Annotated in this window: 22 protein-coding genes; 10 read left to right on the top strand and 12 right to left on the bottom strand. The window is 53.7% G+C overall.

Annotated features, from left to right (window positions below; all coding sequences use genetic code 11):
• Window positions 1-122: 122 nt before the first annotated feature.
• Window positions 123-1,118 carry a LacI family DNA-binding transcriptional regulator gene (locus tag KP22_RS11345; RefSeq protein ID WP_039324325.1) on the top strand — a complete coding sequence of 332 codons (996 nt, stop codon included), beginning with the start codon at window positions 123-125 and terminating at the stop codon, window positions 1,116-1,118.
• A 143-nt stretch (window positions 1,119-1,261) separates the two neighbouring features.
• Here the strand turns inward: KP22_RS11345 and KP22_RS11340 are convergent, their stop codons facing one another.
• Window positions 1,262-2,695, bottom strand: a complete 1,434-nt coding sequence (locus KP22_RS11340; protein WP_156103751.1) for a glycoside hydrolase family 32 protein — start codon at window positions 2,693-2,695, stop codon at window positions 1,262-1,264.
• Window position 2,696: 1 nt separating this feature from the next.
• Window positions 2,697-3,962: an MFS transporter gene (locus KP22_RS11335; RefSeq protein WP_039324323.1), complete on the bottom strand. Its 1,266-nt coding sequence runs from the start codon at window positions 3,960-3,962 to the stop codon at window positions 2,697-2,699.
• A gap of 356 nt (window positions 3,963-4,318) precedes the next feature.
• On the opposite strand from KP22_RS11335, the gene KP22_RS11330 reads away from it, so the two are divergent.
• A complete protein-coding gene (locus tag KP22_RS11330) occupies window positions 4,319-4,777 on the top strand; it encodes a GNAT family N-acetyltransferase (RefSeq protein ID WP_081923406.1) in 459 nt (152 codons plus the stop codon).
• A 94-nt stretch (window positions 4,778-4,871) separates the two neighbouring features.
• Here the strand turns inward: KP22_RS11330 and KP22_RS11325 are convergent, their stop codons facing one another.
• The 7 genes from KP22_RS11325 to KP22_RS11295 form a co-directional block, all read right to left on the bottom strand.
• Window positions 4,872-5,483 carry a hypothetical protein gene (locus tag KP22_RS11325; protein ID WP_039324321.1) on the bottom strand — a complete coding sequence of 204 codons (612 nt, stop codon included), beginning with the start codon at window positions 5,481-5,483 and terminating at the stop codon, window positions 4,872-4,874.
• Window positions 5,484-5,561: 78 nt separating this feature from the next.
• Window positions 5,562-6,599, bottom strand: a complete 1,038-nt coding sequence (locus KP22_RS11320) for a LacI family DNA-binding transcriptional regulator (RefSeq protein ID WP_039324318.1) — start codon at window positions 6,597-6,599, stop codon at window positions 5,562-5,564.
• Window positions 6,599-7,651: a carbohydrate ABC transporter permease gene (locus KP22_RS11315; RefSeq protein WP_039305932.1), complete on the bottom strand. Its 1,053-nt coding sequence runs from the start codon at window positions 7,649-7,651 to the stop codon at window positions 6,599-6,601. Before KP22_RS11315 ends, KP22_RS11320 begins: the two co-directional genes overlap by 1 nt.
• Before the next feature lie 8 nt (window positions 7,652-7,659).
• Window positions 7,660-8,658 (bottom strand): carbohydrate ABC transporter permease, encoded by a 999-nt coding sequence (locus KP22_RS11310; RefSeq protein WP_039293560.1) that lies wholly within the window; start codon window positions 8,656-8,658, stop codon window positions 7,660-7,662.
• A 23-nt stretch (window positions 8,659-8,681) separates the two neighbouring features.
• A complete protein-coding gene (locus KP22_RS11305) occupies window positions 8,682-9,773 on the bottom strand; it encodes an ABC transporter ATP-binding protein (RefSeq protein WP_039324316.1) in 1,092 nt (363 codons plus the stop codon).
• Window positions 9,774-9,775: 2 nt separating this feature from the next.
• Window positions 9,776-10,882, bottom strand: coding sequence for a beta-galactosidase BglB (gene bglB, locus KP22_RS11300; protein WP_039324313.1), 1,107 nt, complete (start codon window positions 10,880-10,882; stop codon window positions 9,776-9,778).
• A 1-nt stretch (window position 10,883) separates the two neighbouring features.
• Window positions 10,884-13,346, bottom strand: a complete 2,463-nt coding sequence (locus KP22_RS11295) for a hypothetical protein (RefSeq protein ID WP_039324310.1) — start codon at window positions 13,344-13,346, stop codon at window positions 10,884-10,886.
• Window positions 13,347-13,790: 444 nt separating this feature from the next.
• Here KP22_RS11295 and KP22_RS11290 point away from each other — a divergent pair, with 444 nt between their 5' ends.
• The 5 genes from KP22_RS11290 to KP22_RS11270 all read left to right on the top strand — a co-directional run bounded on the left by KP22_RS11290 (window position 13,791) and on the right by KP22_RS11270 (window position 20,515).
• On the top strand, window positions 13,791-15,098 hold the full coding sequence (locus KP22_RS11290) for an ABC transporter substrate-binding protein (RefSeq protein ID WP_039324308.1): 1,308 nt from the start codon (window positions 13,791-13,793) through the stop codon (window positions 15,096-15,098).
• Complete coding sequence (locus KP22_RS11285; RefSeq protein ID WP_039305914.1) at window positions 15,095-15,646, top strand: glucosamine kinase; 552 nt, start codon at window positions 15,095-15,097, stop codon at window positions 15,644-15,646. The genes KP22_RS11290 and KP22_RS11285 overlap by 4 nt, the downstream gene beginning before the upstream one ends.
• A complete protein-coding gene (locus KP22_RS11280) occupies window positions 15,643-16,557 on the top strand; it encodes a glucosamine kinase nucleotide-binding domain-containing protein (RefSeq protein ID WP_039324306.1) in 915 nt (304 codons plus the stop codon). The genes KP22_RS11285 and KP22_RS11280 overlap by 4 nt, the downstream gene beginning before the upstream one ends.
• Before the next feature lie 25 nt (window positions 16,558-16,582).
• Complete coding sequence (locus tag KP22_RS11275; protein WP_039324302.1) at window positions 16,583-18,409, top strand: metallophosphoesterase family protein; 1,827 nt, start codon at window positions 16,583-16,585, stop codon at window positions 18,407-18,409.
• Window positions 18,410-18,574: 165 nt separating this feature from the next.
• Window positions 18,575-20,515, top strand: a complete 1,941-nt coding sequence (locus KP22_RS11270; protein WP_039305904.1) for a TonB-dependent receptor domain-containing protein — start codon at window positions 18,575-18,577, stop codon at window positions 20,513-20,515.
• Here KP22_RS11270 and KP22_RS11265 read toward each other — a convergent pair.
• Both KP22_RS11265 and KP22_RS11260 read right to left on the bottom strand, forming a co-directional pair.
• Entirely contained in the window at window positions 20,512-21,882 is a 1,371-nt protein-coding gene (locus tag KP22_RS11265) for an ATP-binding protein (protein ID WP_244880027.1), read from the bottom strand. The two genes, KP22_RS11270 and KP22_RS11265, sit on opposite strands and share 4 nt — an antisense overlap.
• Window positions 21,879-22,619: a response regulator transcription factor gene (locus KP22_RS11260; RefSeq protein ID WP_039305901.1), complete on the bottom strand. Its 741-nt coding sequence runs from the start codon at window positions 22,617-22,619 to the stop codon at window positions 21,879-21,881. The genes KP22_RS11265 and KP22_RS11260 overlap by 4 nt, the downstream gene beginning before the upstream one ends.
• Window positions 22,620-23,003: 384 nt before the next feature.
• Here KP22_RS11260 and KP22_RS11255 point away from each other — a divergent pair, with 384 nt between their 5' ends.
• The 3 genes from KP22_RS11255 to KP22_RS11245 are packed head-to-tail and all read left to right on the top strand — an operon-like array spanning window position 23,004 to window position 25,483.
• Window positions 23,004-23,714, top strand: a complete 711-nt coding sequence (locus KP22_RS11255; protein ID WP_039324300.1) for a metal ABC transporter ATP-binding protein — start codon at window positions 23,004-23,006, stop codon at window positions 23,712-23,714.
• Window positions 23,711-24,565: a metal ABC transporter permease gene (locus KP22_RS11250; RefSeq protein ID WP_039305895.1), complete on the top strand. Its 855-nt coding sequence runs from the start codon at window positions 23,711-23,713 to the stop codon at window positions 24,563-24,565. The genes KP22_RS11255 and KP22_RS11250 overlap by 4 nt, the downstream gene beginning before the upstream one ends.
• 39 nt (window positions 24,566-24,604) lie before the next feature.
• Window positions 24,605-25,483, top strand: coding sequence for a metal ABC transporter substrate-binding protein (locus tag KP22_RS11245; protein WP_039324296.1), 879 nt, complete (start codon window positions 24,605-24,607; stop codon window positions 25,481-25,483).
• Between the two features lie 64 nt (window positions 25,484-25,547).
• Here KP22_RS11245 and KP22_RS11240 read toward each other — a convergent pair whose 3' ends face one another.
• On the bottom strand, window positions 25,548-26,363 hold the full coding sequence (locus KP22_RS11240) for a DeoR/GlpR family DNA-binding transcription regulator (RefSeq protein ID WP_039305890.1): 816 nt from the start codon (window positions 26,361-26,363) through the stop codon (window positions 25,548-25,550).
• Between the last annotated feature and the right edge of the window lie 118 nt (window positions 26,364-26,481).

Genomic DNA, 26,481 nt, shown 5'->3' with positions numbered 1-26,481 from the left:
AAAGAATTTCACCACAAACCAATGGTTACCACATGCTTTTGTGGTAACCATAAGCGATTGAAGCACCGATTCATCACCCTTTTACGATAAAGGGTCATCATCTTCATGATAATGGAAAAAGTATGGTTTCCCTGAAGGATGTTGCGCAGTTAGCGGGTGTATCAATGATGACGGTATCACGCGTCATCAACCATCCCGATACCGTTCGCCCTGAAACCAGAAAGCGTGTCATGCAGGCGGTGCAGACGCTTAACTACATCCCCGACCATTCCGCACGAAAAATACGTACCCAGCGTAACAACGCATCAACCATTGCGATTCTGGCAAGAGATACCGCGACGACGCCCTTCTCCGTCGAAATTTTATTGGCAATAGAACAAACTGCGCGGGAAAAAGGTTGGAATAGTTTTCTTATTAATATCTTTTCAGAACAAGACAGCGCGCGCGCGGTACGGCAGTTGTTAGCACAGCGACCAGACGGAATTATCTATACCACTATGGGGCTCCGCCACATCACGCTGCCAGATGCGCTTAAAGGGGAAAATGTTATTTTAGCGAACTGCCAGTCAGACGATAAGTCGCTTCCCGCGTACATTCCCAACAATTTTGACGCACAGTATCAGGCAACACGCTATCTGATTGACCGTGGTTACCAAAAACCGCTCTGCTTTTGGCTCCCTGACGCAGAAGTGGCAAGCCGCGACCGCCGCAACGGGTTTGAGCAGGCCTGGCAAACGGCGGGACGTTCATTATCAGATGCCTCGCAGCACCATATGATGCTGGGTGATGAGCACTACACCGATTTGGCAGAATTACTGGCAACCAAACTACAAGATAATCATCCTGATTTTGATGTACTTATCTGCGGTAACGATCGGATCGCCTTTATTGCTTATCAGGTCTTGCTTGCACGCGGCATTGCTATTCCTGAACAGGTTGCCGTATTAGGGTTTGATAATCAGGTAGGAATGGGAAATTTATTCCTCCCTCCCCTTTCGACCATACAATTACCTCACGATGAGATTGGTCGTCAGGCAACGCTCCACATTATTGAAAACCGCGAAAACGGCGGTTGTCAGCAGCTCCCTTGTCCCCTATTGATCCGCTCATCGACATAATACGAGTGCTGCGAGATTCACTTTTACGTTTGACGAAGACTCAGGGGACACCGCTAAGTCTTCGCGTGTAAATGCACTGACCTTTTCAATACGTGATAAATGCTCAATCGCAATGAATACTCAATTGCGATTGAAACAGGAGATTATTCAAGACGCCAAAGCGAACCGCCAAGCATAACCGCCTCTCCCTGACTGGAATAAAGCGTCAACGCACGCTGCTCCGGCTGGGGATAAATTCGACTCGTCATACAGGCTTCGCCATCGTTCACAAAGACCTCAACCGAAGAACGATCGATAAACATCCGAATTTTTACCTGTTCACACTGCGGTAACGCGATACTCCGATAGCCGTCTATTCCTTCATGTAGATAGCGACGCCATAACACCAGCCGCTTAGCCTGATTATCCACATACAGTTGCAGCCCCTCTCCCAACCTGACGCCATACTGCTCTGCCTGACTGCGTGCCATATCCCAACGGATTTCCAGTTCAATCGCGTCTGCACGAGGCGAAATGAGATAGGCATCTTTAACGTTCACTGGCTCAATAATCTGCTGTTGCTGGCGCAGGCTTTCCAGTTCACGAACCGGCCGCTGATATAACTTTCCATGACATTCAACGAGTTCACGCGGCAGGGTAAACGCTCCGGCCCACCCTTCCTGTTTGGACGGCATCGACGATTCCCACATGTCCATCCACCCTAAAATGACGCGTCTGCCGTCCGCCGCTAAAAATGACTGTGGCGCATAAAAATCGTGCCCATGATCCAGCTCTTCGAAAGCGCCCGTCCGTTTAAACACAGTTTCCGGCTGCCAGTTCCCCTGCAAGACGCCGCTTTGAAAGCGATTACGATAGGCATAGCCTTCTGCTTTCATCCCCTGGGGAGAAAACATGAGGTAGTGGTGTTCACCTAATGGAAAAAAGTCCGGGCACTCCCACATATACCCTTCCTGTGCATCGGCATGAGCCAGTACCCGTTCAAAACACCATTCTGATAACGACGAGCCGCGGTACAGTAATACCTGCCCTGTATCGTTTTTGTCCCGTGCACCGACCACCATCCACCAACAGCCGTCCTCACTCCAGACCTTCGGATCGCGAAAATGCATAATGCCTTCTGGCGGTGTCAGGATGACGCCCCGTTTTTCAAAATGAATACCATCATGACTGATTGCCAGACACTGCACTTCACGGATGGCACTATCGTCCCCTTCTCCTGATAACCAGACATGTCCGGTGTAAATCAGCGATAGCACGCCATCATCCTCTACCGCACTGCCAGAGAAGCAGCCATCGCGGTCATATTCCTCCCCTGGCGCCAATGCGATAGGCTCATGCTGCCAGCGCACCATATCCGGGCTTGTCGCATGCCCCCAATGCATCGGTCCCCAATGTTCACTCATGGGATGATGTTGATAGAAAGCGTGGTAGACGCCATTGAAATAGATCAGGCCATTGGGGTCGTTCATCCATCCCGCTGGCGGCGCTAAATGGTAATGTGGGTAAAACGTATTGCCGCGTTGCGCTAACAACGCGTCCCGTGCAGATTCTGCCTTTATCAAACGTGATTTCATCATTTCACCGTGGTGCTGTATTCATGTTTTCGGAAACGGGTTCATCATTCTCTGCGCTGAGTAACACACCAGACACCAGTGTCAGAATGAATACGGCAACCGCCAGTATCATGTAGGTGTCAGCAAAGCCCAGTGCGTCATAGCCATATCCCACAATAGGGGAAAGAATAGCGGCACAAAATGAGGTAACAAACTGGAATCCGACCAGATAGAGCGTGGCCGACAGACGTTTGTCGAACTGCGAGGTAATGTATTTGAACATGGCGATGAGCAGGATCGGCAGTTCGACGGCATGGAGTAATTTTAACAACGAGATGGCGAGTGTCCCTTCCGCCATCCCCGATCCGAATATCCTAAACGTCATGATAAGGCCGCTTAATAACAAGCCGCGTTTGGCACCGATACGGTTAACCAGAAACGGCGCTAAAAACATGCCACCGGCCTCCAAAAACACCTGAAACGAATTGAGGAATCCGAACATTTCGTTGCCGTGCGCAGGGTCGCTAAACAACGAGGCAAAATAGACGGGGAACTGTTGATCGTAAACGTTATAGACGCTCACACCGCAAACAAACACCACCAGAGACCAGAAGCGTGGCAAGCGCAGCAATCCAATAGCATCCGCTACGGTTAGCGCATTACTCTTACCGTATTCCAGCTCTCCCATCGCATGCGGCTTAATATCATTAAGACGCCATAGCAACACCAAGAACACACTGGCTGAGACACAGGCCATCCAGAAATTCAGGTTAGGATCGATGTTAAATAACATTCCTGCGAAGAACGTTGCCCCTGCCCAACCAAGCGATCCCCACATACGGGCTTTTCCGTACTCAAATCCCGTAATGCGGCTGACACGTTCGGTATAAGATTCCAGAACCCCGATCCCAGCGAAAAACGTGGCACCAACATAAACGCCGACGCTGAATGCACCGAGATACATATTCCAGCGTAAAAGCGGTGTTCCGACAAAAATAAACCAGGGTCCGCTCAACAGCAGCAATACGCCAATGCACCATAACAGGTTTTTGCGCAGCCCCAGTTTATCCTGAATAAAGCCATAAATTGGCTGAGCGAAAAACGCGGTAAGGCTGATGATTGAAAAAATGATCCCCGTATCGGCTCCTCTCAGGCCAACCTTCTGGTTAAGCCACAGCGAGATCAGTGAAAAAGCTGAAGACCATGTCCAAAAGAAGGCAAATAGTAACCCACTTAATTTTAAGTAATTTTGCCTGGCAGATTGTGCTGGTGTATGCGCGTATTTATTCATGTTGGTCTATTCCGCAAGAAGTTCACCGCCATTGTTAACGTTAACAATTCATCATTTAAATCATTCTTGTGTCAACATGAGATGATAATCACAAATGTTAACGTTAACTTAAAAATTTTGTGACCTAATTGGCAATTTTTACTCACGTCAACGCTAGGTACCGGAACAAAAACACAGCGTCTTCTTTACTAACACCAGCCGCAGTCCAGAAGAGTGAAAAAATTGGTCTGCCACTCTCTCAATAAGTGGCGGGGTATATCCATCTATTTCATTGCTATCTTATTACGATAAATATCAGCCTGATGTTTAGCACCAATCCGTAACAACAAAATATCCGCGACAATATGAGAGTAAAAGTGATGAATAGAGATCGAGAAATTATTGTTAATCCCCTTGAGCCAGAAGATTATGAGCAGTGGCTGCCCTATTGGGAGAGTTACCAGAAATTCTATAAGGTGCAGCTTTCCGATGAGGTCACGGAAGTAACCTGGGATCGTTTTTTTAAAGCCGAGGTTCCCGTGCACTGCGCCGTGGCGCGCGAAGGGTCGCACATTATTGGTTTCGCGCACTTTGTTTTTCACGATTCCACCTGGGGCGTAAACCGTTATTGCTACCTTGAGGATCTTTTTGTTGATCCCACCACGCGCGGCAAAAACGTTGGCAAAAAACTCATTGAATACGTGAGAGAAAAGGCGCAAGAAAAGCATTGCGATCGTCTGTATTGGCATACTCAGGAAACTAATAAAACAGCCCAGCGCCTTTATGATTGGGTCGCAGAAAAACCGGGTGTTATCGAATATAGAATGCCGCTTTAACGATCAAACATTCGGCATTGCAGTACGGCGTGCGGCGCACACGCCGTGTATGGCGGCAGATCGTAATATCAGCAACGCCTTACCGGCCAAAACGCTATTTGTTAGGTTTGGGTATCGGCCGCCAATCCACCTTTATCGGGTACGCTTTGAAGTTATAGTCGATACCATAAGAGTGTTGTCCGCCAGCAAGACTGCATTTACCGAAAAAAGAGTATTCCCCGTTGTATCGCTCTGGAGGTGCTGAAATCACAATTTTTCCGCAGCAATCTGGGTATATGCAACCCGTCGTGTGAGTAAAGACTACATAGCCGTCCTCGGTTCTGCTAAATAACCTGTCGGCATAAAGCTGTTTGCATTCATTTTCATTCGGCGCACCGGATACCAGAATTCGCAGATTGTCATAATATCCCGCTAACACCACGGCCAGTATCACACCGAACACAGCGACATAAACCCAAAATGGCAGGTTGATAGCCGGGTGAATCTGCATCAAGTCCGCAATCAGGCTCAATCCTGGCAGTAGGCAAACGCCCACAAAGCTAACGATGAACTTACCCTGTTCTGAACGAGATATTTCCTTATAGATGCGTACCGTGTTTTCACCCGCAAGATTGGTGTATTGCCCATGATTATTAACGTTGATGACGCCGGATTCATTGTTGATAACCGTTTGGTTCTTGCCAATGTTTTTCTGTTCAATCTCCATCACTCCCTCCTTAGATACAAAAGCAGCACAGTAAGGGATTTGAGCACAACATGAATGAACCTGCTACCTTGATATTCCCTACTCCACCCGTCTCACCGATTCTCTGACGACCACCTGCCCCGCCAGTTCAGTGCGCTGGGCAATACCGAGCGCCTGTGAGGGCGTCATTTGCTGTGCCAGCAGCTGTAACGCAGCACGGGCGATAGTTTCAAACGGCAGATGTACCGTGGTGAGTGAAACTGGCAGCATGTCGAATGGCAGAATGTCGTCCATGCCCATCACCGATATGTCTTCAGGCACCCGTAGCCCGTGCTGATACAGCGCGTCGATGACGCCGATAGCCTGATTATCCGCCGCACAGAAAATCGCGGTGACGCCCAGCCTGTCAGGATTGGCTGTCAGCCAGCGCAGCAGTGCATCACGCGCCGTACGCGGGTGAAAATCCGGCAGCGACAGAATCAGATCGTCATCCACCGCAATGCCCGCCTGTACAAGCGCGTCACGATAGCCACGTTCGCGCTGTTTGATCGTCATGCGTGACGTCCAGGTCAAATGCAGGATCCGCGTATGCCCTTGTTCGATCAGGTAACGCACTCCCGCCGCCGCCGCGTAGTGGTTGGCGGGCGTCACGCTGCTCAGGCGCATCGAGGGATCTTCACCGTTGATCAGCACCGCCGGAATGCCACTTTCCGCCACGGCGTTCAGCAACGTCGGGTGATCGTCATTCACAATCAGAATACCGCTCTCTTTTCCGCCCTGGAGTTCACGCAACAGCTGCTGTTCGTTAATGGTGTCGTGCTCCCCCAGAAACGGACGCAGTTGGATATTGCGTTGCAAACATAGCGTTTTCAGGGCGTTAATCAGCGTCAGCGACACCAGATTGTACTCACTTTCCAGCATCAGGTTGCGCGGCGTCGCCAGCAAAATGTGGCGCAGCGGTTCCGTCGGTGCAACGGTCGCTTTGCCCACTTTATGCAGCGGATAGCCCTGTTCGGTGGCAATCGCCATGATGTGCTGCCTGACTTTGGCGCTGATCGGTGCCGTACCGTTCAGCGCGCGGGAAACCGTGCTAATGGAAACCCCCGCGCGGTCGGCAATATCCTTGAGTGTCGCCATTATTTCATCCCCGTGTTGGCAATCCCCGTCGTGATGTATTTTTGCAGGAAGACGAACACCGCCGTCACCGGCAGAAGCGAGAGCATCGTCATCGCCAGTATATAGTGCCACTGCACAGAGAACTGCCCCTGAAACGCATTCAGACCGATTTGCAGCGTAAAATTATCCTGACTGGAGAGGACGATCAGCGGCCAGAGGAAGTCGTTCCAACGCCAGATCACCGAGAATATCGCCAGCACCGCCAGCGCGGGAGCGGTAAGCGGCAGGATGATCTTCCAGTAAATACGGAACTCGCTGGCGGCATCGATCCGCGCCGCCTCGATCAGCTCATCGGGGATCGTCAGCATGTACTGCCGCAGCAGGAACACGCCCGTCGGCGTCGCAATTGTAGGGATAATCACGCCCCACAGGTTATCGCCCATGTTCAGACCAATCACCACCAGAAATGTCGGCACCATCACCACCGATAGCGGAATCATCATGGTGGAGAGAAACAGTGTCAACACCGTGCCACGCCCGCGAAACTCATATTTCGACAGCGCAAAGGCTGCCATCGAACTCAGTAACAGGGTCAACAGCGTCGCCATCACCGTCACGAATACGGTGTTCTTCAGGTAGGTAGCAAAGTGGAACTTCGTGATCGGCGTCGTGTAGTTCTCCGTCTCCAGATGTAGCGCTTTCATCGGCACCAGATCTTTGGTCGACACACGCACCACCTCACTCGGCGCATCCGGATTCACCAGTTGTGCGATCAGCCCAATACGTCTGACCAGCGCCATCGTTTTCGCTTCGCCGTCTTCCTGCTTAACCTGCCACAGTTCCAGCGGCTTCGGGTACTCCGGCAGCGTGATGGTATCCGCCGCCTGCGGCAGAAAACTCGGCGGAAAGCGGTTAATCTCCGCGGGTGTTTTGAACGATGACATGGCAGCCCACATGACCGGAATCATCACCAGCAGCGTGCCTACCACCAGCCAGACCCAGCTCATGATATCCGTAATATGGATGCGCCCCGGATGACGGGTGCGGGTAAGAAAGGCGATTATCTTCATCATGGCTCCCGTTATTTTTTCCCTTCCAGCCGACGCGTCAGCAGGAACTGCAATGCCGTCAGGATCATCAACACCACGCCCATCAACACCGAGGCTGCCGACGCCAGTCCGTAGAGTGATGCATTCGACGAGAAGGCGGTCTGGTAGATGTACTGCACAATAAAGCTGTTGGCCGTGCCCGGGCCGCCGCCGTTAGTTAACACCCAGGCTTCATCGAAGATCTGTACGCTGTTGATGGTCAGCAGAATCACCACCACCAGAATGTTCGGTGCCAGCAGCGGTAGCGTCAGCCGATAAAAACCGCGCCAGCGCGAGGTGCCATCCACCGCAGCCGCCTCGTAAATATCACGCGGGATCGCCTGCAATCCGGCCAGCAGTATCAGGGTATAAAATCCGACGTGAAACCAGACGGAGACAAACACTACCCAAAAACGCGACAGCGTTGGGTCGAGCAGAAAGGTAATCGGCTGCCCGCCCAGTGACGACAGCACCAGATTCAGCAGGCCGTTACGGTTAAGGAACCACTGCCAGATCAGGCCAACCACCACCGGCGACAACAGTACCGGATAGAAGAACATCGCGCGGAAAAAGCCCCGGGCGACAATCTTGCGGTTGAGGATCAATGCCGTCACCAACGCCACCAGCAGCGTGCAGAGCACGTTGAAAAAGGTGAATGACACCGTGTTGTAGACGCCGGTCCAGAACAGATCCTGTTCACAGCTCGACGGGTCGGCGTAGTTACCACAGCTCAGCAGCGTGGAGAAGTTAGCTACGCCCACATACGGGCGCTCCCACAGCAGGATATTGGTGCCGCCGGTAAAGGCGTAGCACACCGACAGCAGAATCGGAATAAAGACAAAAACGGCGAACAGCAGCATGTTGGGCGCGATAAAAAACCACGGCATCACTTTGCGGCCGCCAAACTTTTGTAGCAGATTCACCGCTTTTTCCACTGGCGTTACCAGCTTATCGATCAGCGATCCTGCGGGCAGTAAGGCAATCTTTTTCATGTCGTCCTCTCCCGTCGCGATAATTAATGATCGGTACAGCGCGGCAATGTGTCATCCGTTTCACCATCGAACAGATGGCAATACGTCGGCGGGAAGCGCACAAACACCGACTCGCCCGCGGCGAACTCGCGGTGCTGCGCCAGATGGACGATCATTTCGTCGTCAATGCCGCCCATCCGCCCGTAGATAAAGGTTTCATGCCCCATCATTTCGCAGCGATCGACGCACAGCGCCATCCCCTCACCGTCTTCCACCAGTTCACAGTGAGAAGGACGAATGCCGAGCGTGACGTTCTGCCCGACGGTGCCGATAAACGGCAGCACCAGACGATTGCCGGACGGGCACTGCACCTCGACGCCGTCTGCACAGGTGGCGACAATCTGCGCCGGGAACATATTCATGCGCGGTGAACCGATGAAGCCCGCAACGAACTTGTTTTTCGGCCGATTGAACAGCGCCAACGGCGTACCAACCTGCTCGATGCGACCGGCATTCAGTACCACAATGCGCTGCGCCATCGTCATCGCCTCCACCTGATCGTGAGTCACGTAAATCATGGTGGTACACAGCTTCTGATGCAGGCGGGATAGCTCACCGCGCGTCTGCACGCGCAGCTTGGCATCGAGATTGGAGAGCGGTTCGTCAAACAGGAACAGATCGGGTTCACGCACGATAGCGCGACCAATGGCGACGCGCTGCTGCTGTCCCCCCGACAGCGCACGCGGCCTGCGATCCAGATAGGGTTCCAGCCCCAGCATACGGGCGGCTTCATCAATACGACGGATGATTTCGTCTTTGGGGAAGTGTAAATTCTCCAGCCCGAATGCGAGGTTCTTGCGCACCGAGAGGTGCGGATAAAGCGCGTAAGACTGGAATACCATCGCAATCTTGCGCTCTGCTGGCGTGAGATCGTTCACCTTGCGGTTATCGATCCACAGCTCACCGCTGCTGATCTCTTCCAGACCGGCAATCATGCGCAACAGCGTGGATTTTCCACAGCCCGACGGGCCGACAAAGACCATGAACTCGCCGTCATGAATCGTTAAGTCCACGCCTTTGATGATGCTCACCGCGCCGTAATTTTTGTGGACGTTTTTCAGTTCCAGACTCGCCATTGTCAGCCCTCGCAAACAGAATCTAACTGTGCCAATAACATCAGCATGACCAGCGCCTGCCCGTAAGGCACGGCAACATTGGGAATATCGCGATAGAACTGCAAATCATGTCCCATCGCCGTGCCGTCCGAGACACCTTGCACCACACCCTGTGCGTCAATCTGCGCCACCACGGCGGCATAGCCTTTTTCCAACACGTCCTGCGGGAAATCGTGCAGCATCCCTAGCCGACGTGCCGTTAAAATCCCAGCGATAAACCCGGCGCTAGCGGAGGTCTCCAACGGCGAATCCGGGTCATCCAGCAGCGTGTGCCACAGGCCGGACTCGTGCTGGACGCGTGCCAGCGTTGTCGTTTGCTGTTCAAGAATCGCTTCCAGCGTGCGTAATACCGGCGCGGACAGTTGATCCTCCGCCAGTACACGCATTTCCGGCAGCACCAGCGTAATCCAGGCGTTGCCACGTCCCCAGAATGCATCGGCATAGTGATGGCGACCAACAAATGTCCAGCCGTGATACCACAGCCCGCTGCGCACATCGGCCAGATAGCGCGCGTGCGTGAGGAGCTGATATTCCGCCTCTTCGATCAGATCGCGACGGGAGAGTAATTTCCCTGCCACCACCAGAAACAGACCGGCCATAAACAGCGTGTCGTCCCACAGTTGCCCGGTATTCGGTCGCTCTTTCACCGTGTGCTGGAAGCCGCCATCCTCGGTTTTTGGCAGCGAGTGCAGCAGCCAGTCCGCCCAGTCGCTCACGGTTTCACGCCACTGCGCGGGCGCATCCGGCTTGTCCTGACACAGCAACGCCAGCACCAGCATCGGTGCCGTCGAGTTGATCTGACGCGGCGGCAACCCAGCATCCAGCTTTTGTTGATACCAGTTCGCCAGCGTCGTCAGCATGGTGTCGTCCTGCGTCAGATGCGCCAGCTTCCAGAAACCGTACAGCCCGACGCCGACCTCCCAATCCCACTCCTCAAATTGAATTGTCAGCTCAGCATCCGGTGAGTCGTCCTGCGTTACGCTATCAATCGCTTTCAGGCGACAAAACGCCCGCGCCACCTGCGCCAGCAGCGCTTCGGTTTGTTGTCGGTTAAGTGAACCTGTCTGCATGTCATGGGTTTCCTGTGTTGAACTGCGGGACGACCGGGACATCGTCGGGAAAAATGAAAGGCCGCTGCGCCACGCTGAATCCTGCTTTGTGGCTAAAGGCCAGTTCGCCGTAGTCGGGATCGTCGATACGCACGCCGTTGCTATCCTGAACCAAGGAGCGCCCTCGGAAGCGGGCAGCGAATGCGGCGAATCCTTCCGCGCCGTCGCCGCTGTCTACAGCAATGAACCAGACGTTCTGTTCGCCATATGCCCGTAGCTCGCCTTCGGCCTGCTGGCCTGCGGTCGCAAACGGCTGTAATCCGGCGGGATTATGAAACGCGGCATAGCCGTTGCCACCGCGCACGAAGCACCAGACATCTTCAACGATGACCTCATCCAGCGCGGTTTGTGGCAAATAGAGGTGTGTCCATGGGCGGATATCCTGTTGCAGATCGAACACTATTAGCGCGCGATTACGGTGCTGCATCAGGTGGGGCAAACGTCCGTTGCCCGCCCAGTAAGAAGGACGGTGCACGCCGTCAGGACGATCCTCGCCGGGATGGTTCACCCACAGGCGAGCGGCATAGTGCGTGCCCAGTCGCACATCCAGCAGATGTTGTTGATGTCCGGGCTCGCCGGGATGGTGATCGAAAACGGAAGAAAAGGCGACATCGCGCTGCTTCCAGGCAATGATACGGGCACTGCGGTTCAGCCCCTGCACCCAGCGGGCTTCTGCGCCGTGCGATAGTGACCAGTGCGCAATCCGATCTGTCGCTTCCGGCGGCTGATAGTCACTCAGGCACAGCAGCGGCAGCGCGGCACAGTGTGGAATCAGCCAGCCTTCGCCCCACATCAGCGCACACAGGCCGGACAGCTCGGTCAACATGCCAGAACGTAGCTCTTTATCGTAGGCGCGTCCCATGGTGCCAACCGCGACACCATTCTGATGCACCCACGCCGTCATCAGCATGATGCGGTCAATCACTACGCGAGCTTTCTCTCGTAGATCGGCATCCTGCGCCAGTTCATACAGCGCCACCAGCCCAATCAGATCGATGGGGTAATAGGCCGCCGAATTCCACTCCACCAGACCGTGTTCAAGAATGGAATCAAACCAGCGTGTCAGGCGTTCGTGAGCAATCGCTTTCTGCTCCAGACCGCGACGCCCGCTGCACGGGAAAGTGTCATCAGGAAAGTTTTGTCCAGCTAGGTATTGCGCGACGTGGAAACACAGGCAGTGGTTTTCGCTCCAGAACCACATGGTGTCGTTGCCCGGTTCATCAATCCAGTAACGGAAACCGAGAATGGCGCTGCGCACGCGCCGCCAGTCCTGCGGCGGCAACTGTTGCCCCTGATAGCGCTGCCACAGCCAAATCAACGGCACCAGTTGGAAATCCGCACAGTCTTCACGGCGGCTGATTTTTTGCAGCGCGTTGTTGAGAATCGGCGCGGCGGCATCGTTGCCCTCGCCTGTCGCGACAATCGCCAACAACCGACCAAGGCGCTCAAAACCGTGCTGTGCCGTATGACGCAACACCGTTTCACGCCGCGCTGCCAGCGTCGACAATACGGGCAGCGTTTGCGATGGTAAACGCCCAAAGCTGAGCGTTCGCGTCAGCGTAATGCCATTGCTGGTCGCGGCGCAGACCAGATCGTAGTAGCCGACCAGAGCGGAGGGTAAATCCACCTGCCAGCCCAGATTGCCAGCAGGCAGCCTTTGTTGCTGCTGCCACGCTGGGACGGATTCGTTGACGTTGCCAATCAGACGGTGCGCCATTGTCACGGACTCCGGCAGCGGCTGCGTGCTGTTCAGCACCAATACGGGCGGTTGGATCAGGTTGTTTTCCAACGTCAGTCCATTAACCCAGCTATCCAGTGCGGCCAGTTGTTCGCTGAGCGCCGCGTCGTCGTCAAGCTGCCAGAAGAGCGTGTCTTCACCCTGATAGCACAGGCTGAACAGGTAATCCGTATCGCGCTCGCACAGCTCTTCGCTATGCACCACCAGCGTGTTCGCGCCTGCTTGCAGCGGCAGCGTGATAGCACAGGTTTGTTCGGTGTTGCGGGTAAAGGGCGTAAAACGGGTAATCTGCTCACCGTTGAGCCATAATGTCACGCCGCCGCAGGTGCTGAGCGTAAAGGGTGCAGTCTGCGCCCTATCGCTGTGAATCACGCAGCGGGAAAAGCGCTGAACGTGAACCGGACACGGCCAGAAATCACTGAAATTGACGCTACGACTTTCATCGCCGCCACTCCACATCAGCGGGAAATTAAGATCGTCGGGTAACGTCACTTCGCGCTTTGCCTCTTCCTGCAAAAAACGCACGCGGCAGGGTAAAACGCCGACATCGACAAAACCGTTGATAAAGCGGTAATTCACCTTATCCGGCAGCGTATCCGGCTCGGCGAAATAACGTTTTTCCGTCCGTTCGGTAATCAGAAACCGATTAATGACGCCATTCTTCTTTAATTTCCAACCGATATTCATGCGAAATCCTGTTTACGGTTTTGATAAATAAAATAACGAAAAGGTATGGCTGAACTTATTTGCACTCTCGTTGTGCACGCACTGCCAATATTTAGGGCGACAGGCGCTTTCGTGCCCCATAACCCCGCAACCACAATGCAAATTTGCATTAAATTGCCTTTTGCATTCTTTTATTGACATTTCGCATTAATAAATAAGATTCTCATATTTATATATGTGATTAATATCACAAAAACACTTTATTTAAACCAACATTTAAAATATCTTTAACCTGCTTCACATAAATCAGTCGGGCTTCTGTCCATGATTGCATGATGAAAATGACAGACGAATGCAAATTTGCATTAATTAGGACAGAGAATAAATCACAGGAAATAAAAATAACCCCGCTGCCAACGCCAGGGTATTTCAGCCATTAATCAAATCTATGATGTGGAGATGTTTATGATGCGTCCCAATACCGCGTTATTATTTTCCGCCCTTGCTCTGGGGTTATTCAGCAACAGCGCGTTAGCTGCCAAAACGCAAATAACATTTTTATATAGTGACGACGATCCCGAATTAGTGCATTTCATGGAGCAGAAAGTTAAATCCTTCTCTCAAAGTAATGAACACATCAATGTGAATTTCGTCAGCACCGGCTATAACGCGCTGCAAACTCAGCTACCGATGCAGTTGGCTGCGGGTTTAGGCCCGGATATTGCTAAAACGACGCAGATGGGGCTGCTCGGCTATACGCTGGATTTGCGCCCCTACCTGAAAGACCCTGCCGCCTTTGAGAAACGCTACAGCGCCGGTATCGAAAAGATCATGCGGGTGAAAGGCGTGCATAAAGCGGATGCGCTACCGGGCTTTGTCGCCTCCTGGACTGCTGACCTACCATTTATTAACGTGACCCTGTTTGAACAGGCGGGCGTTCCCCTGCCGCAACCGGGTTACACCATTGATGATTTGATGAAATCCTCGAAGCTGGTCGCCGAAAAAACGGGCGTCCATATCCCCTTCACCATCGACCGTAGCGGTTTCCGCTTCTCCGGCCCAGCCTACTCTTACGGCGCACGCTACGATAAAGACGGGCTGATCAATTTCCCGGATACGGCAGCCCAGCAGTGGATTAAAGATCTGAAACGCTGGTCAGATGAAGGCGTGTTCCCGCGCGAAATGTGGGGCGCGGCGGGTGGCGGCCAGTACAAGAGCATGGCGGACGATTTCGTGAACGGCAACATCGTGACCTACTTCTCCGGCAACTGGCTGTTGAACCAGTTCAGTAAGCAAATTGGCGACGGTTTTGACTGGAAAGTGCTGCCAGCGCCTTGCAAAGAGAAGTGTATCTCGATGGGTGGTGCGACCTTCATCATGCCATTCACCACCACCAAACATCCGCAGGAAGTCGCCGAATTCATGGAGTGGCTGGGCAGCGAACCGCTGCAACGTGAGATCGCCGAGCGCTTCAATATCATCGTCGGTGCGGATATCACCGATCTGCACTACCAGACTAAAGATAAACACGTGATCGACGGCCTGAACACCGCGCGTGAAGAGATTAAAAAGATCCCGTCTTACGTTTTCGACTGGGAACGTATGGAAAGTCTGGGCGCGAACGAGCTATACCCCATCATCCTGACGCGCTTTACCCAATACCTGAACGATCAAGTGTCGTTTGATGAATATCTGCGCCTGACGTCGAACGATGTGAAGCGCCTCAACGAAACGATCGCGACCAATCAACAACAGCGGAAAAACGCACCGTGAAATGGCAGATGAGGGAGATCGACATCGATGGCGATCGTCCCTTTGATCGCACGCGCGAAAGCACAATATGCGAACAGCGCTGGCCGGGACAACACCGCTATCTGCTGGTCACCGGCGGTTTCACCCGTCTGCTGCACTGGCATGACGGCCTGCTGACCTGCCGCGGCGGCGACAGTTTTCCCATCGGCAACCCGGCCAGCCTGTCGCGGCTGGGGCTGTGGGCGGTACAGGAGATGCTTCAGGCAGTTGAGGGCATCACGCCACTTACACCGCTCAGTGAAGCGCTGTTCCTGCACTTCGATAAGCATGTCGATCGGGTTATCGACTGGTCAAAGCAGGCACAGGCCGCTGACTACACCACGCTCGGGCACGTTGTGCTGGCACACCCGCAGGATGCGCTGTCGGTGCAGTTGCTGACCCGCTGCGCCAGCGAGTTAACCCTGCTGCTGAACAGTCTGCCAGATTCACAGACTGACACCGTTAGTCTCAGCGGCGATTTGGCGGCAGCCTGTCTTCCCTATCTGGATTCAGGAGCGCGCGCATCATGACGACATGGCTCTATGCAGGTGTGGATGGCGGCGGCACAGGCTGTCGAGCGCGTATTTATCAAGCCGACGGTACGCCGCTCGGGCAAGGGCACGGCGGTCGCGCCAATCTGCTGCTCGGCGTGGAAAGCGTGCGCCAGTCGGTGGATGAGGCTATCGCTCAGGCGCTGAAACACAGCGGGCTTTCAGCGGATAATGCATCTCGGCTGAAAGTCGGGTTGGCCCTCGCCAGCGCGGAACACCGTACCGCCTACGATGCTTTTCTGGCATTACCTCACCCTTATGCGACTCAGGTACTCAATACCGATGCGCTCGGTGCCTGTCTGGCCGTCAATCAAGGGAAAGATGCGGGCGTGGTCATTGCCGGAACCGGCTCCTGCGGGCTGGCGTGGCAGAACCAGACAATTACCGCCTACGGCGGCCATGAGTTTCCGATTTCCGATCAGGGCAGCGGCGCACGCCTTGGGCTGGCAGTGCTGCAACACACCTACGATGTACTGCAAGGCTGGCGCGTGCCGTCTGCGCTCAGCCAGAACATTAACGATTTCTTTTCCGCCAGCGCAGCACACGCCCAGGCCGCGAACACGCTTGATGCACTACAGACGTTTAGCCAGCAGGCGAAACCAGGCGACTATGCGCAGTTCGCCCGCCACGTATTTGACTGCGCTCAGCAGGATGATGCCGTTTCTCACGCGCTGCTGGCGCAGACGGCCAGTGAAATTTGTCTACTGTTGGCAGCAGTGGCACGCCACGAGACACCTCGCTTATCGCTCATGGGCAGCATCGGCCTGCATATTCGGCCATGGCTGCCGGACGAGTGGCAATCCCAACTCGCCGCCCCGATGGGCGATGCGCTCGACGGCGCACGATTGATTGCCTGTCATCATTATGCGTTATACAGCCATCCGTTATAAAAAATAAATAATGCCGGAGACATCAATGACATCATTCACTCGCAGAACCTTCGTCAAGCTCGGTGCAGGCAGCGCCATTACGCTGGCTGGCGGTTTTTTTCACGCTAACGCCGAATCAGCAACATCCGCCAGTCCGTTACGCATTGCCATTATTTCGGATGTTCACGTCCACAATATCTACGGTAATTACGATTTTGCCGGCCTGCCCGATGCACAGACTGGAAAGACGCTGACGATTCGCACCCTGAAAGATTCGGTGAATTCGACCCGCATCTTCAACGAACCCTACTTTGCGCTGTTGGCCGCGCTGGACGAACTGGCAAAACAGCAGGTGAAATACGTCGTGCTGTCCGGAGATTATTCTGATGATGGCCAACAACCTACCGTTGAAGGCATTGCCGCCATCCTGTCGCAGTATGAACAGCGCCACGGTATGCGCTTTTTCGCCACGCCGGGCAACCACGACGTTAACCGCCCGCAGGGTGATGATTCTTCAGAGAGAATGCTCAATGCTGACGGCAGCAACACCATGCTCAGCAGCAAATCCGACGTCAAACTCGGTGATGCACAGTCACTGATCGTCACGACCAAGATGCAGGCGCTCGGCTATGAGCGCGGCCTGCCGCTGATGAAGCCGTTTGGTTTCTTTAAACGCGATGACTTCCTGCACTGGGAAACGCCGTTTGGCGACAGCGATGAACTCAGTAAACGCCAGTATCTCGCTCGTTCACCGGATGGCAGCAAGCAGTGGAATATCGTGGATGCCTCCTATTTGGTGGAACCGGAATCGGGACTGTGGCTGCTTTCCATCGATGCTAACGTGTATCAGGTCAAAGACGGCCCGGAAAAACGGGAAGAGATTAAAGGCTATTCCACCAGCAGTAACACTGGCTGGAACGCCCTGCTGACGGAAAAGCCCTTCATGCTGCCGTGGGTGAAATCAGTAGTACAGCGGGCGAAAGCACAGAATAAGAAGCTGCTGGTATTCTCACACTATCCGCTGGTCGATTTCCTCGACGGCACGGTGGAGGACGAAAAGCAGCTGTTTGGCAGCAACAGCTTCATTAAACGCACGCCGCGGCCAGAGGTTGCCGAGCAGGCGCTGGCGGCCGGCATCCGTCTGCACTTCAGCGGCCACCTGCACGTCAACGACACGGGTGTGTATCGCGGTTCACAGGGAACGCTGGTGAATGTCGCAGTGCCGTCGCTGGCCGCTTACCCGCCCGCCATGAAGCTGGCAACGCTGTACAATGATCGAGTCGACATTGATACGCTGGTCCTGCGCAACGTGCCGCAGTTCAACCATCTGTTCCCGTTTTATCAGAAAGAGTTGGATCGCACTGGCGAACCGCTGGGCGATATTCTGAAAAGCCGCGATTATTACGACTTCCTGCATCACCATCTGGCGCTACTGGTGCGCCAGCGTTTTCTGGTAAAAGACTGGCCGGAAGATTTATCACCCCTTATCAACACACTGAACTGCGCCGATCTACTGTGGATCGCACAGCAAAAAGAGTCGCTCAGCGCCAAAGCACTGCCCGATGCCGACCAGCGTAAACCAAGCGCAGTAGCAGGCACCGATGGGTTACAGGATATTTCTCTGCTCACGCTGGTAACCGATTGGTATTGCCTGCGCAACGGCAGCGATCTCGCCTGGCGGGATATTCCGCAGGAGCGGGTGAAACAGTATCGCGCACTGCTGGCGGCCTATACGCCGACAGCCACGCTTCCACCGGACAGCCTGCAATACCGCTTCGGCCTGATGCTGAAAATCCTCGCGGGCTATATCAACGATGAGCCCGCTACCCACTTTGTGGTTGATATGCAGGGGAATTTAACTACCTATGCCTAACGTTTTGCATTCCTAACGTAAGACGGGCTCGATGATGAATGAACTGCGGAGTTCTCACTGTAGTGGGGCTATCAATCTCTGCGGGTTGTCACATCTTGTCCAATTTATCGTAATACGGATGCGTATGATTTGTATTTACTAAAATTTATATAGAGATACCAAATCATGCACGTCCGTTTTCCCTCTTCTCCGTTGGCGGTATTCGTCAAATTGACGCTAGCTCTCCCTTTCGCCTATAGCGCATACGCTGCCGATGCTGATACGTTGGTCGTAACCGCCTCTGGCTTTGCTCAACAGCAAGAAGACGCCCCCGCTTCAATAACCGTTATTCAAGGTGACGATCTGCGTAAGCGTTCTGTACAAAATTTAGGCGATGCCGTGCGTGACGTCGAGGGGGTGGTGGTAAACGGCGGCACCAACGAAAGCGACATTTCTATTCGCGGGATGCCCGGTGATTACACCCTGCTGATGGTTGACGGTAAACGCCAGAGCGGACGTGATTCTCGCGTCAACGGTAACGCGGGTTATGAGCAGAGCTTCATGCCACCTGCTGCTGCCATCGAACGTATTGAAGTCATTCGTGGCCCGATGTCATCGCTATACGGCTCGGACGCGATTGGCGGCGTGATTAATGTCATCACACGCAAAGTATCCCGCGAATGGGGCGGGTCGGTGTCCTATGACTATTCTGCACGCCAGCACAGCGATCAAGGTAATGCCAGCAATACGCAATTCTTTCTGAACGGACCGTTACTGGAAGATAAGTTAGGACTACAGGTCTGGGGACGCTACCTGAACCGTCAGGCCGATGATAACGTCCAAACGACTAACGGTTTTACCAAAGCCGATCACCGTGACCTCACTGCCCGTTTGGCCTTTACGCCTACCGCCAATCACGACATTCTGTTGGAAGGAGGAGCGACGCGCCTGAAAAATGGTGAAGGTACCAGCCCGAACTGGGCAACGCGCGAACAAAAAAATAACCGCGATCACTGGTCGATATCACACGAGGGGCGCTGGAACTGGGCAACATCCACGCTTTCACTGTCACAGGAAAAAACCAGCCGTCAAGGCGTTGCGACAGCCAGACAAGCCGATGTTTTAGGCCGTAAACCAGAAATTAAAAATACCGTTTTTGACGCTAAACTGGTCATGCCTACCGATTACCACGTCACCACAGCGGGAGCACAGTGGAACCAAAGCACGCTGAAAGACTGGAACCAGGCTGTAAACGATCAGAAAAACTATAAATTCCAGGTTATTCAAAAAGCGTTGTTCGCCGAAGATGAATGGCGACTTACGGAGCAATTTTCCCTTACCACGGGGCTACGACTAGACCATCACGAACAATATGGCAATCATATCAATCCCCGCGTCTACGGCGTTTGGCACGTAAACGACGAATGGACGCTTAAAGGCGGCGTTGCACGTGGCTTTAAAGCACCAGAACTACGCGCTGTGATTGACGATTATGCGGTTCTCCGACGCAACACCTTCGTCATGTTTGGCAACTCCGATCTCAAACCAGAGACCAGCACCAACTATGAGCTGTCGGCGATGTGGTCGGATCGTGACACGCTGTCAGGTGGTGCCACGATCTTCTATAACGACTTCAAAGATAAACTGTCGACGCGGACCACAGACCAGCGCTGGAATAATTTTATCATTATGGAGCGTATCAACATCGATAAAGCGGTCATTCGCGGCGTGGAGCTGAATGGCTCATGGCAAATCATTCCAGCGCTGTCGCTGAAAGGCAATTTCACCTATACCGATTCGGAACAGAAGAGTGGAGCGAACGCCGGAGCACCGCTGGCACTGACGCCAAAGCACAAAGCCAATCTGCGCACCGAGTGGAATGTCAGCGAGCAGACACAACTCTGGGCAGCCGCGAATTACTACGGCAAGGAATTTGGCAATACGATCAGCGCCGAACCGGCTCCGGGTTACACCACAGCGGACATCGGGGTTTCCCATCAGCTTACCCCTACAGTCGCGCTTAATGGGGCGATTTATAATGTGAACGATAAACGTCTGGATGATGAAACCTACGGTACGGTCAACTATGGACGCACGTTCTGGTTTGGCACCACTATTACGTTCTAATCTGTAGGCAGATACACAGTTGCACACAGCCCAGTGGGTGAGCGGTTCTCCAATGCTAATTCACCCCCATGCGCGTGAATACAGGCGCGGGCAATGGACAATCCCAGTCCAACGCCCGCACCAACTCCGCCAGTAGACTTTTCACGGTGCGCTCCCAGTTGAACAAACGGCTCAAAGACCTGATCAAGATTCTCTGGAGCGATACCTGGCCCGCTATCACAAATAGCGATCCGAACGTAACCCGTATCAACACGTACACTGATGGTGGCATCACCGCCGTAAATCACGGCATTATCGATTAAGTTCCCCAGCGCACGTTTGAGCGCCAGTGGCCGAGCACGCACGAAAGCAGGTTCAGACCCCCTTAATTCAACGGTTTTCTCCATCAGACGATAACGCCGCACCAGATCTTCCAGCAACGTATTCACGCACAGGTTTGAGCTTTGCTCAAACACGGAATCGCCACGCACAAAGTTAAGTGTTTCACTCACCATCTCGCTGAGCTCTGACAGGCTTTCCAGCATATCTTTGCGTGCGTCGCCCTCTTCCAAGAGCTCAACTTGCAAGCGCAGCTCGGTAATCGGCGTGTTAAGGTCGTGACTGACTGCCGCAAGCATACGGGTTCGCCCCTCAATATGGCGCGCAATGCGCTCCTGCATGACGTTAAATGCCTGCGTAAGCTCTCGTGCTTCCTGTGGCCCGGCCAATGGCAATGGCGCGATCCACTCACCTCGACTGACACGATCCGTGGCGGCGACGAGTGTTTTCACCGGATGCACGACGCGACGAATAAAAAAGAGAACGATCAGGAGTATGGGTATACTCGCGACCAACAACGAGTAAGAAAGCAGGCGGCTCCATTCATAGGCACGAATAGGGTGTTGTATGCCATTGAGATAGCGCCCGTCAGATAACAGCACGCTGGTGCGTAGCCGTAGCGGATCCCAGCGAATAGCGCTAAACAAATGCCCGCGCGCCAGTCCACCGTCGCTACGCTCCAACTGCATGAACACGGTGCGATTCGCCGCTAAACCTAAGCGTTCAACCAACTCGTGCGATAACCTTCTCTCTTCCGTCTGCATCATAAACGGATCGACTTCGGCGCGATCGGCGATCCAAAAATGGGTGTCACCGCTATTCATCGATGTAAGCAACGCTGACGCATTGGGTGACATCAGCGTATCTGCCGCCTGATAAGCGATACTTAATCGCTCCAGTGCCAGCGTGCGCGATACCGGGTGGATTAATGCCCCCGCGAACTGAATCGACGTGATAGCGATCGTGTTCGATACGATCAGCGCCGAGACCAGCAGCAACGTTAGCTGATTCGCCATATTTTTAGGCAGAAACTGGCGTAATCTGTTCACGCTTCCCTCAGATTCACATCGGCCGCCAGCCGGTAACCACTTCCCCAAACGGTGACCAACAGTTCTTTACCACCCAACCGCGCCAGCTTATATCGAAGACGGCTAACCTGCCGATCGATAGCACGATCGAACACATCACCAGACTGCACGCAAAGATCGATTAGACTGTCACGGCTCATGACCGTATGTGGATTTTGTAGAAACGCACTCAGCAATCTGCCTTCCATCGTACTTAGCGATATCGCCTCGCGCTCATCGGTCACAATGCCGCTCGAAGGTGAAAAACACAGCCCGGAAAAATGGTAAGTGACTGCGCCGTCCGTTGCATTAGATAGCGACTCAGTGCGGTGTACTGCGCCGCGGCGCAGTACACTGCGAATACGGGCCACCAGTTCACGTGGCTCAAACGGCTTGACGACATAGTCATCCGCTCCCAAATCCAAACCACGGATGCGATCTTCCGCATCACCACGCGCCGTCAGTAGAATCACCGATGTTCTGGCGCGACGAGACAACTGCTGGCACAGCGCCATCCCGTCACCGTCGGGCAGCATGACATCCAGAATAACGACATCAAAAGATTGATTTTTTAGGAGTAACCACATCCCTGCTGCGCTCTCGGCAGTGCGAACATCAAATCCCTGACGACGAAGATAAACGGCAAGCGGTTCACGGATTTTACGATGATCGTCCACAACCAACACGCGCGGTGCCGCGGCAATGGGGGCTGATTTCATAAGCTTCCCCGCTTCACAAGACATTCATTGATAAACCACAACATGTAAGAACATATGACATAACCCTGAACTACGCCTCATTACTAACAATCGTTGTCTTCTACATTGCACTACGTGTTTGTATACCTAATACCTTTACGTCCTGTCCAGTATGCCATATGCACAGTCACCTTTGACCTCAGTACCTTCTCTGAGGCTTACATACTTTTTTACCTATTGCCCCTATCGTCATCGGTAAAAAATGATATGTTATAATATAACAATCAATCTTTTGCCGATGACAATGACAAGTTTTTACTCTCTTTCCGCGCTGAAGCGTGTGTTACTCGTTTCCCTGCTGCTAGCACTGTTGTGGCTGATGGTTGGGTGGGCAGTGATGTTGCCATGATTGCCCTACAGGAATTGGCATTTGGCTACCGTGGTCAAGCGCCACTCGCGACGCTCAGCGGCTGTTTTCATCAGGGATCGCTGACGGCGATTATTGGCGCAAACGGCACGGGGAAATCCACGTTGTTGAAAACGCTGGCGGGTTTGCTGCCTCCGCTTTACGGCACATTCAGCCTCGGTAACGGCGGCAAAGAGAATGCTATCGGCTATTTGCCGCAGCTCTCCGAATTCGATCGGCAGTTTCCGATTAACGTACGCGATCTGGTGCTCATGGGGTCATTGCCCCATCGCGGGTTGTTACGGAGTATTAACGCCAACTGGCATCGCAAAGCCATTGACGCACTCGACGCCGTCTCTATGAGAGATTTCGCCGACCACCATATTGGCGTCCTGTCCGGTGGACAGCTACAGCGCGTGCTCTTCGCGCGGCTATTGCTGACACAGTCTCCGATCATTCTGCTGGATGAGCCTTTTACCGGCATTGATAGCCAAACCACGCAGACACTCTTGCAAATTATCGAGCAGCTTCACGCCGAAGGCAGAACCATTCTGGCCGTGTTGCATGATATGGAGTTGGTTGGTCAGCACTTTCCGGCCGTCTTGCAACTCACGTCGTACGGTCATCGCTGGGGAGATGCTCAGCCCATCTTACATAGCCTGCGCAAGGCCGACAGCGATACGCCAACGCTCAGGATCGTCACGTCATGATGCTATTTCACCTCATTACTTCTCCTTTTGCCGAATTCGGTTTTATGCGCCGTGCGCTGGTTGGCTGTCTGGTCATCACGCTGAGCGCAGCGCCGCTGGGCTGTTTCCTGCTGCTACGACGTATGAGCCTGATTGGCGATGCACTGTCGCATGCGGTATTACCCGGCGTGGCAATCGGCTATCTCATCTCGGGGATGTCACTGCTGGCGATGGGAATCGGCGGCTTTATTGCCGGGCTGTCTGTCGCCATGCTCTCCGGCTTCGTCACGCGCCACACGGAATTAAAAGAGGACGCCAGCTTTGCCGGGTTTTACCTCGGTTCGCTAGCGCTTGGCGTCACGCTGGTTTCGCTGCGCGGCTCCAGCATCGACCTGCTGCATGTGCTGTTCGGATCGATTCTGGCGGTGGATCGCACCGCGCTGATCGACATTGCGCTGATCGGATCGTCATCCTTGCTGGTGCTGGCCGCTCTCTATCGGGCGCTGGTGATTGAATCGTTTGACGTCACCTTCCTGCGCATCAGTTCAGGGCGCTATCGGGCGCTGATCCACGGCCTGTTTCTATCGTTGGTGGTGCTGAATCTGGTCGCAGGATTCCAGCTGCTAGGTACGCTGATGACGGTCGGCATGATGATGCTGCCTGCCGCCAGCGCACGATTCTGGACGCAACGCCTGCCGCTCATGCTCGGTATTGCCGTGCTGCAAGGCATGGTCGCCAGCCTGATCGGGCTGCTGTGGTCTTACTATGCCGAGCTGCCTGCTGGCCCCGCCATCATCCTGACGATGACGCTGTTTTTCTGTTTCTCGGTCTGTGTTGGTCACCACGGTGGGCTGTTACGCCTGCGCCGTTGACCGATTAATCTCGTTATTTGCAACTTTTGTGAGGGAAGAATGAAACGTTCACTGTTAGCCATAACACTATCCAGCCTGCTGCTTAGCCCACTGGCGATGGCAAAGAATCTTGATGTTGTTGCCAGCTTTTCCGTACTTGGCGATATGGTCAGCCACATCGGCGGCGATCGCGTCACCGTGACCGATCTGGTTAAGCCGAATGGCGATCCACATGAGTTTGAACCGTCGCCAAAAGACAGCAAAACGCTGGCTCATGCCGATCTGGTTTTCGTTAACGGGCTGGGTCTGGAAGGCTGGCTCGATCGTCTGGTCACCGCTTCCGGCTACCGTGGTGACATCATCACCGCATCCAACGGCATTGAAACACACTCAATGGTGGAAGACGGTAAAACCGAAACCGACCCGCATGCCTGGAACAGTATGAGTAACGGTGTAGTCTACGCGCACAACATCGTCAATGCGCTGGCAAAAGCGGATCCCGCGAATGCCGATTACTATCGTCAGCAGGGTGAAGCCTACATCAAGCAGTTGCAGGAGCTGGATCGCTACGCGAAGAAAACCTTTGCCGACATTTCACCGGAAAAACGTAAAGTGCTGACCAGCCATGACGCGTTCGGCTACTTCAGCCAGGCCTATGGTGTGAAGTTCCTGTCGCCAGTGGGCTACTCTACCGAATCCGAAACCAGCAGCAAAAAAGTGGCCTCGCTGATTAAGCAAATCAAGCAAGAGAAAGTGAAAAGCTACTTCATTGAAAACCAGACCGATGGCCGCCTGGTGAAGCAAATCGCCAATGCCAGCGGCGCACTGCCCGGTGGTGAACTGTATCCAGAAGCCCTAACCGACGCATCCGGCCCGGCAACAACTTATACGGCTGCATTTAAGCACAACGTCGATACTCTCGCCGCAAGCATGAAGTAAGAGCATGACCATTAGCCAGCGCTCAGGGATGTAGGAAAGAAAATGCCACGGATGGCACCCTCGCTTACACGAGCGTCAGATTGAACGTTTTGCCTTTCAGTTGCTCCTGCACCTCGGGCGCTAACGCGCTGTCGGTAACGATATCCGTCAGATCCGACAACGGCGTGACGCAGAACAGGGAATACGCGCCATATTTACTGCTGTCAGCCAGCAATATCCGACGGCTGGCATTCACGCCGAGATCTTGCTTTATCCCCGCTTTCTCTTCCGTCGGCGTGGTGACACCTTTGTCCAGACTCCACGAGTTGCAGCTGATAAATGCAATATCCGGGTAAATACTGCGTAACAGGCGGCGGCCATGTTCACCAATACAGGATTGGCTGCTGTCATCAATACGCCCCCCAATGATCGTCACTTCGATCTGCTTGAACTCAGACAAAAACAGCGCAATCTGCAAATCGGCAGTAATCACACGCAGCGGCAGGTGCGTCAGGTTCCGCGCCAATTCCAGCATGGTCGTTCCCGCATCCAGCACTACAGCACTACCCGGCTTAACCAGCGTCGCAGCATAGCGCGCTATCGCCTGCTTTTCCTGAAGGCTACGCTGTAATTTCTCATTCGTGGTCGGCTGGGAAGGAATAAAACGATTGAGCGTCACGCCACCGTGACTGCGGCTGATCACACCCTGCTCGTCCAGTTTGATCAAATCACGCCGGATCGTCGCCGGGGAAGCGTCAATCACAGACACCAGCTCATCGACCGTCACCAGATTATGGCTTTTCAGATAATCCATGATCTGATCAAGACGGCTCTGCCCTCTTACTTTATCCCCGCTCATGCGGAAAGCATCGGTTAATGTAGGATCCACGGCGATATCCATCTTGCTGTTGTTAGCGATATATTCTTGGTTGCAGGATACCAGAAACCTTTCCAATCGCGGGAAGGAAGATATCCTGCAATGCGCACTGTATCGCGTTTTATTCGCTAACAAAACCGCG

The sequence above is a fragment of the Pectobacterium betavasculorum genome (genome assembly GCF_000749845.1).
GTDB lineage: Bacteria > Pseudomonadota > Gammaproteobacteria > Enterobacterales > Enterobacteriaceae > Pectobacterium > Pectobacterium betavasculorum.
This window is presented reverse-complemented; position numbering and strand designations above follow the sequence as displayed.

Excerpts from the sequence above, each read along its gene's own strand:
- KP22_RS11345 (WP_039324325.1), top strand. The coding sequence starts at position 123 with ATGGTTTCCCTGAAGGATGTTGCGCAGTTAGCGGGTGTATCAATGATG.
- KP22_RS11340 (WP_156103751.1), bottom strand. The coding sequence starts at position 2,695 with ATGATGAAATCACGTTTGATAAAGGCAGAATCTGCACGGGACGCGTTG.
- KP22_RS11335 (WP_039324323.1), bottom strand. The coding sequence starts at position 3,962 with ATGAATAAATACGCGCATACACCAGCACAATCTGCCAGGCAAAATTAC.
- KP22_RS11325 (WP_039324321.1), bottom strand. The coding sequence starts at position 5,483 with ATGGAGATTGAACAGAAAAACATTGGCAAGAACCAAACGGTTATCAAC.
- KP22_RS11320 (WP_039324318.1), bottom strand. The coding sequence starts at position 6,599 with ATGGCGACACTCAAGGATATTGCCGACCGCGCGGGGGTTTCCATTAGC.
- KP22_RS11315 (WP_039305932.1), bottom strand. The coding sequence starts at position 7,651 with ATGATGAAGATAATCGCCTTTCTTACCCGCACCCGTCATCCGGGGCGC.
- KP22_RS11310 (WP_039293560.1), bottom strand. The coding sequence starts at position 8,658 with ATGAAAAAGATTGCCTTACTGCCCGCAGGATCGCTGATCGATAAGCTG.
- KP22_RS11305 (WP_039324316.1), bottom strand. The coding sequence starts at position 9,773 with ATGGCGAGTCTGGAACTGAAAAACGTCCACAAAAATTACGGCGCGGTG.
- bglB (WP_039324313.1), bottom strand. The coding sequence starts at position 10,882 with ATGCAGACAGGTTCACTTAACCGACAACAAACCGAAGCGCTGCTGGCG.
- KP22_RS11295 (WP_039324310.1), bottom strand. The coding sequence starts at position 13,346 with ATGAATATCGGTTGGAAATTAAAGAAGAATGGCGTCATTAATCGGTTT.
- KP22_RS11290 (WP_039324308.1), top strand. The coding sequence starts at position 13,791 with ATGATGCGTCCCAATACCGCGTTATTATTTTCCGCCCTTGCTCTGGGG.
- KP22_RS11280 (WP_039324306.1), top strand. The coding sequence starts at position 15,643 with ATGACGACATGGCTCTATGCAGGTGTGGATGGCGGCGGCACAGGCTGT.
- KP22_RS11275 (WP_039324302.1), top strand. The coding sequence starts at position 16,583 with ATGACATCATTCACTCGCAGAACCTTCGTCAAGCTCGGTGCAGGCAGC.
- KP22_RS11270 (WP_039305904.1), top strand. The coding sequence starts at position 18,575 with ATGCACGTCCGTTTTCCCTCTTCTCCGTTGGCGGTATTCGTCAAATTG.
- KP22_RS11260 (WP_039305901.1), bottom strand. The coding sequence starts at position 22,619 with ATGAAATCAGCCCCCATTGCCGCGGCACCGCGCGTGTTGGTTGTGGAC.
- KP22_RS11255 (WP_039324300.1), top strand. The coding sequence starts at position 23,004 with ATGATTGCCCTACAGGAATTGGCATTTGGCTACCGTGGTCAAGCGCCA.
- KP22_RS11250 (WP_039305895.1), top strand. The coding sequence starts at position 23,711 with ATGATGCTATTTCACCTCATTACTTCTCCTTTTGCCGAATTCGGTTTT.
- KP22_RS11245 (WP_039324296.1), top strand. The coding sequence starts at position 24,605 with ATGAAACGTTCACTGTTAGCCATAACACTATCCAGCCTGCTGCTTAGC.
- KP22_RS11240 (WP_039305890.1), bottom strand. The coding sequence starts at position 26,363 with ATGGATATCGCCGTGGATCCTACATTAACCGATGCTTTCCGCATGAGC.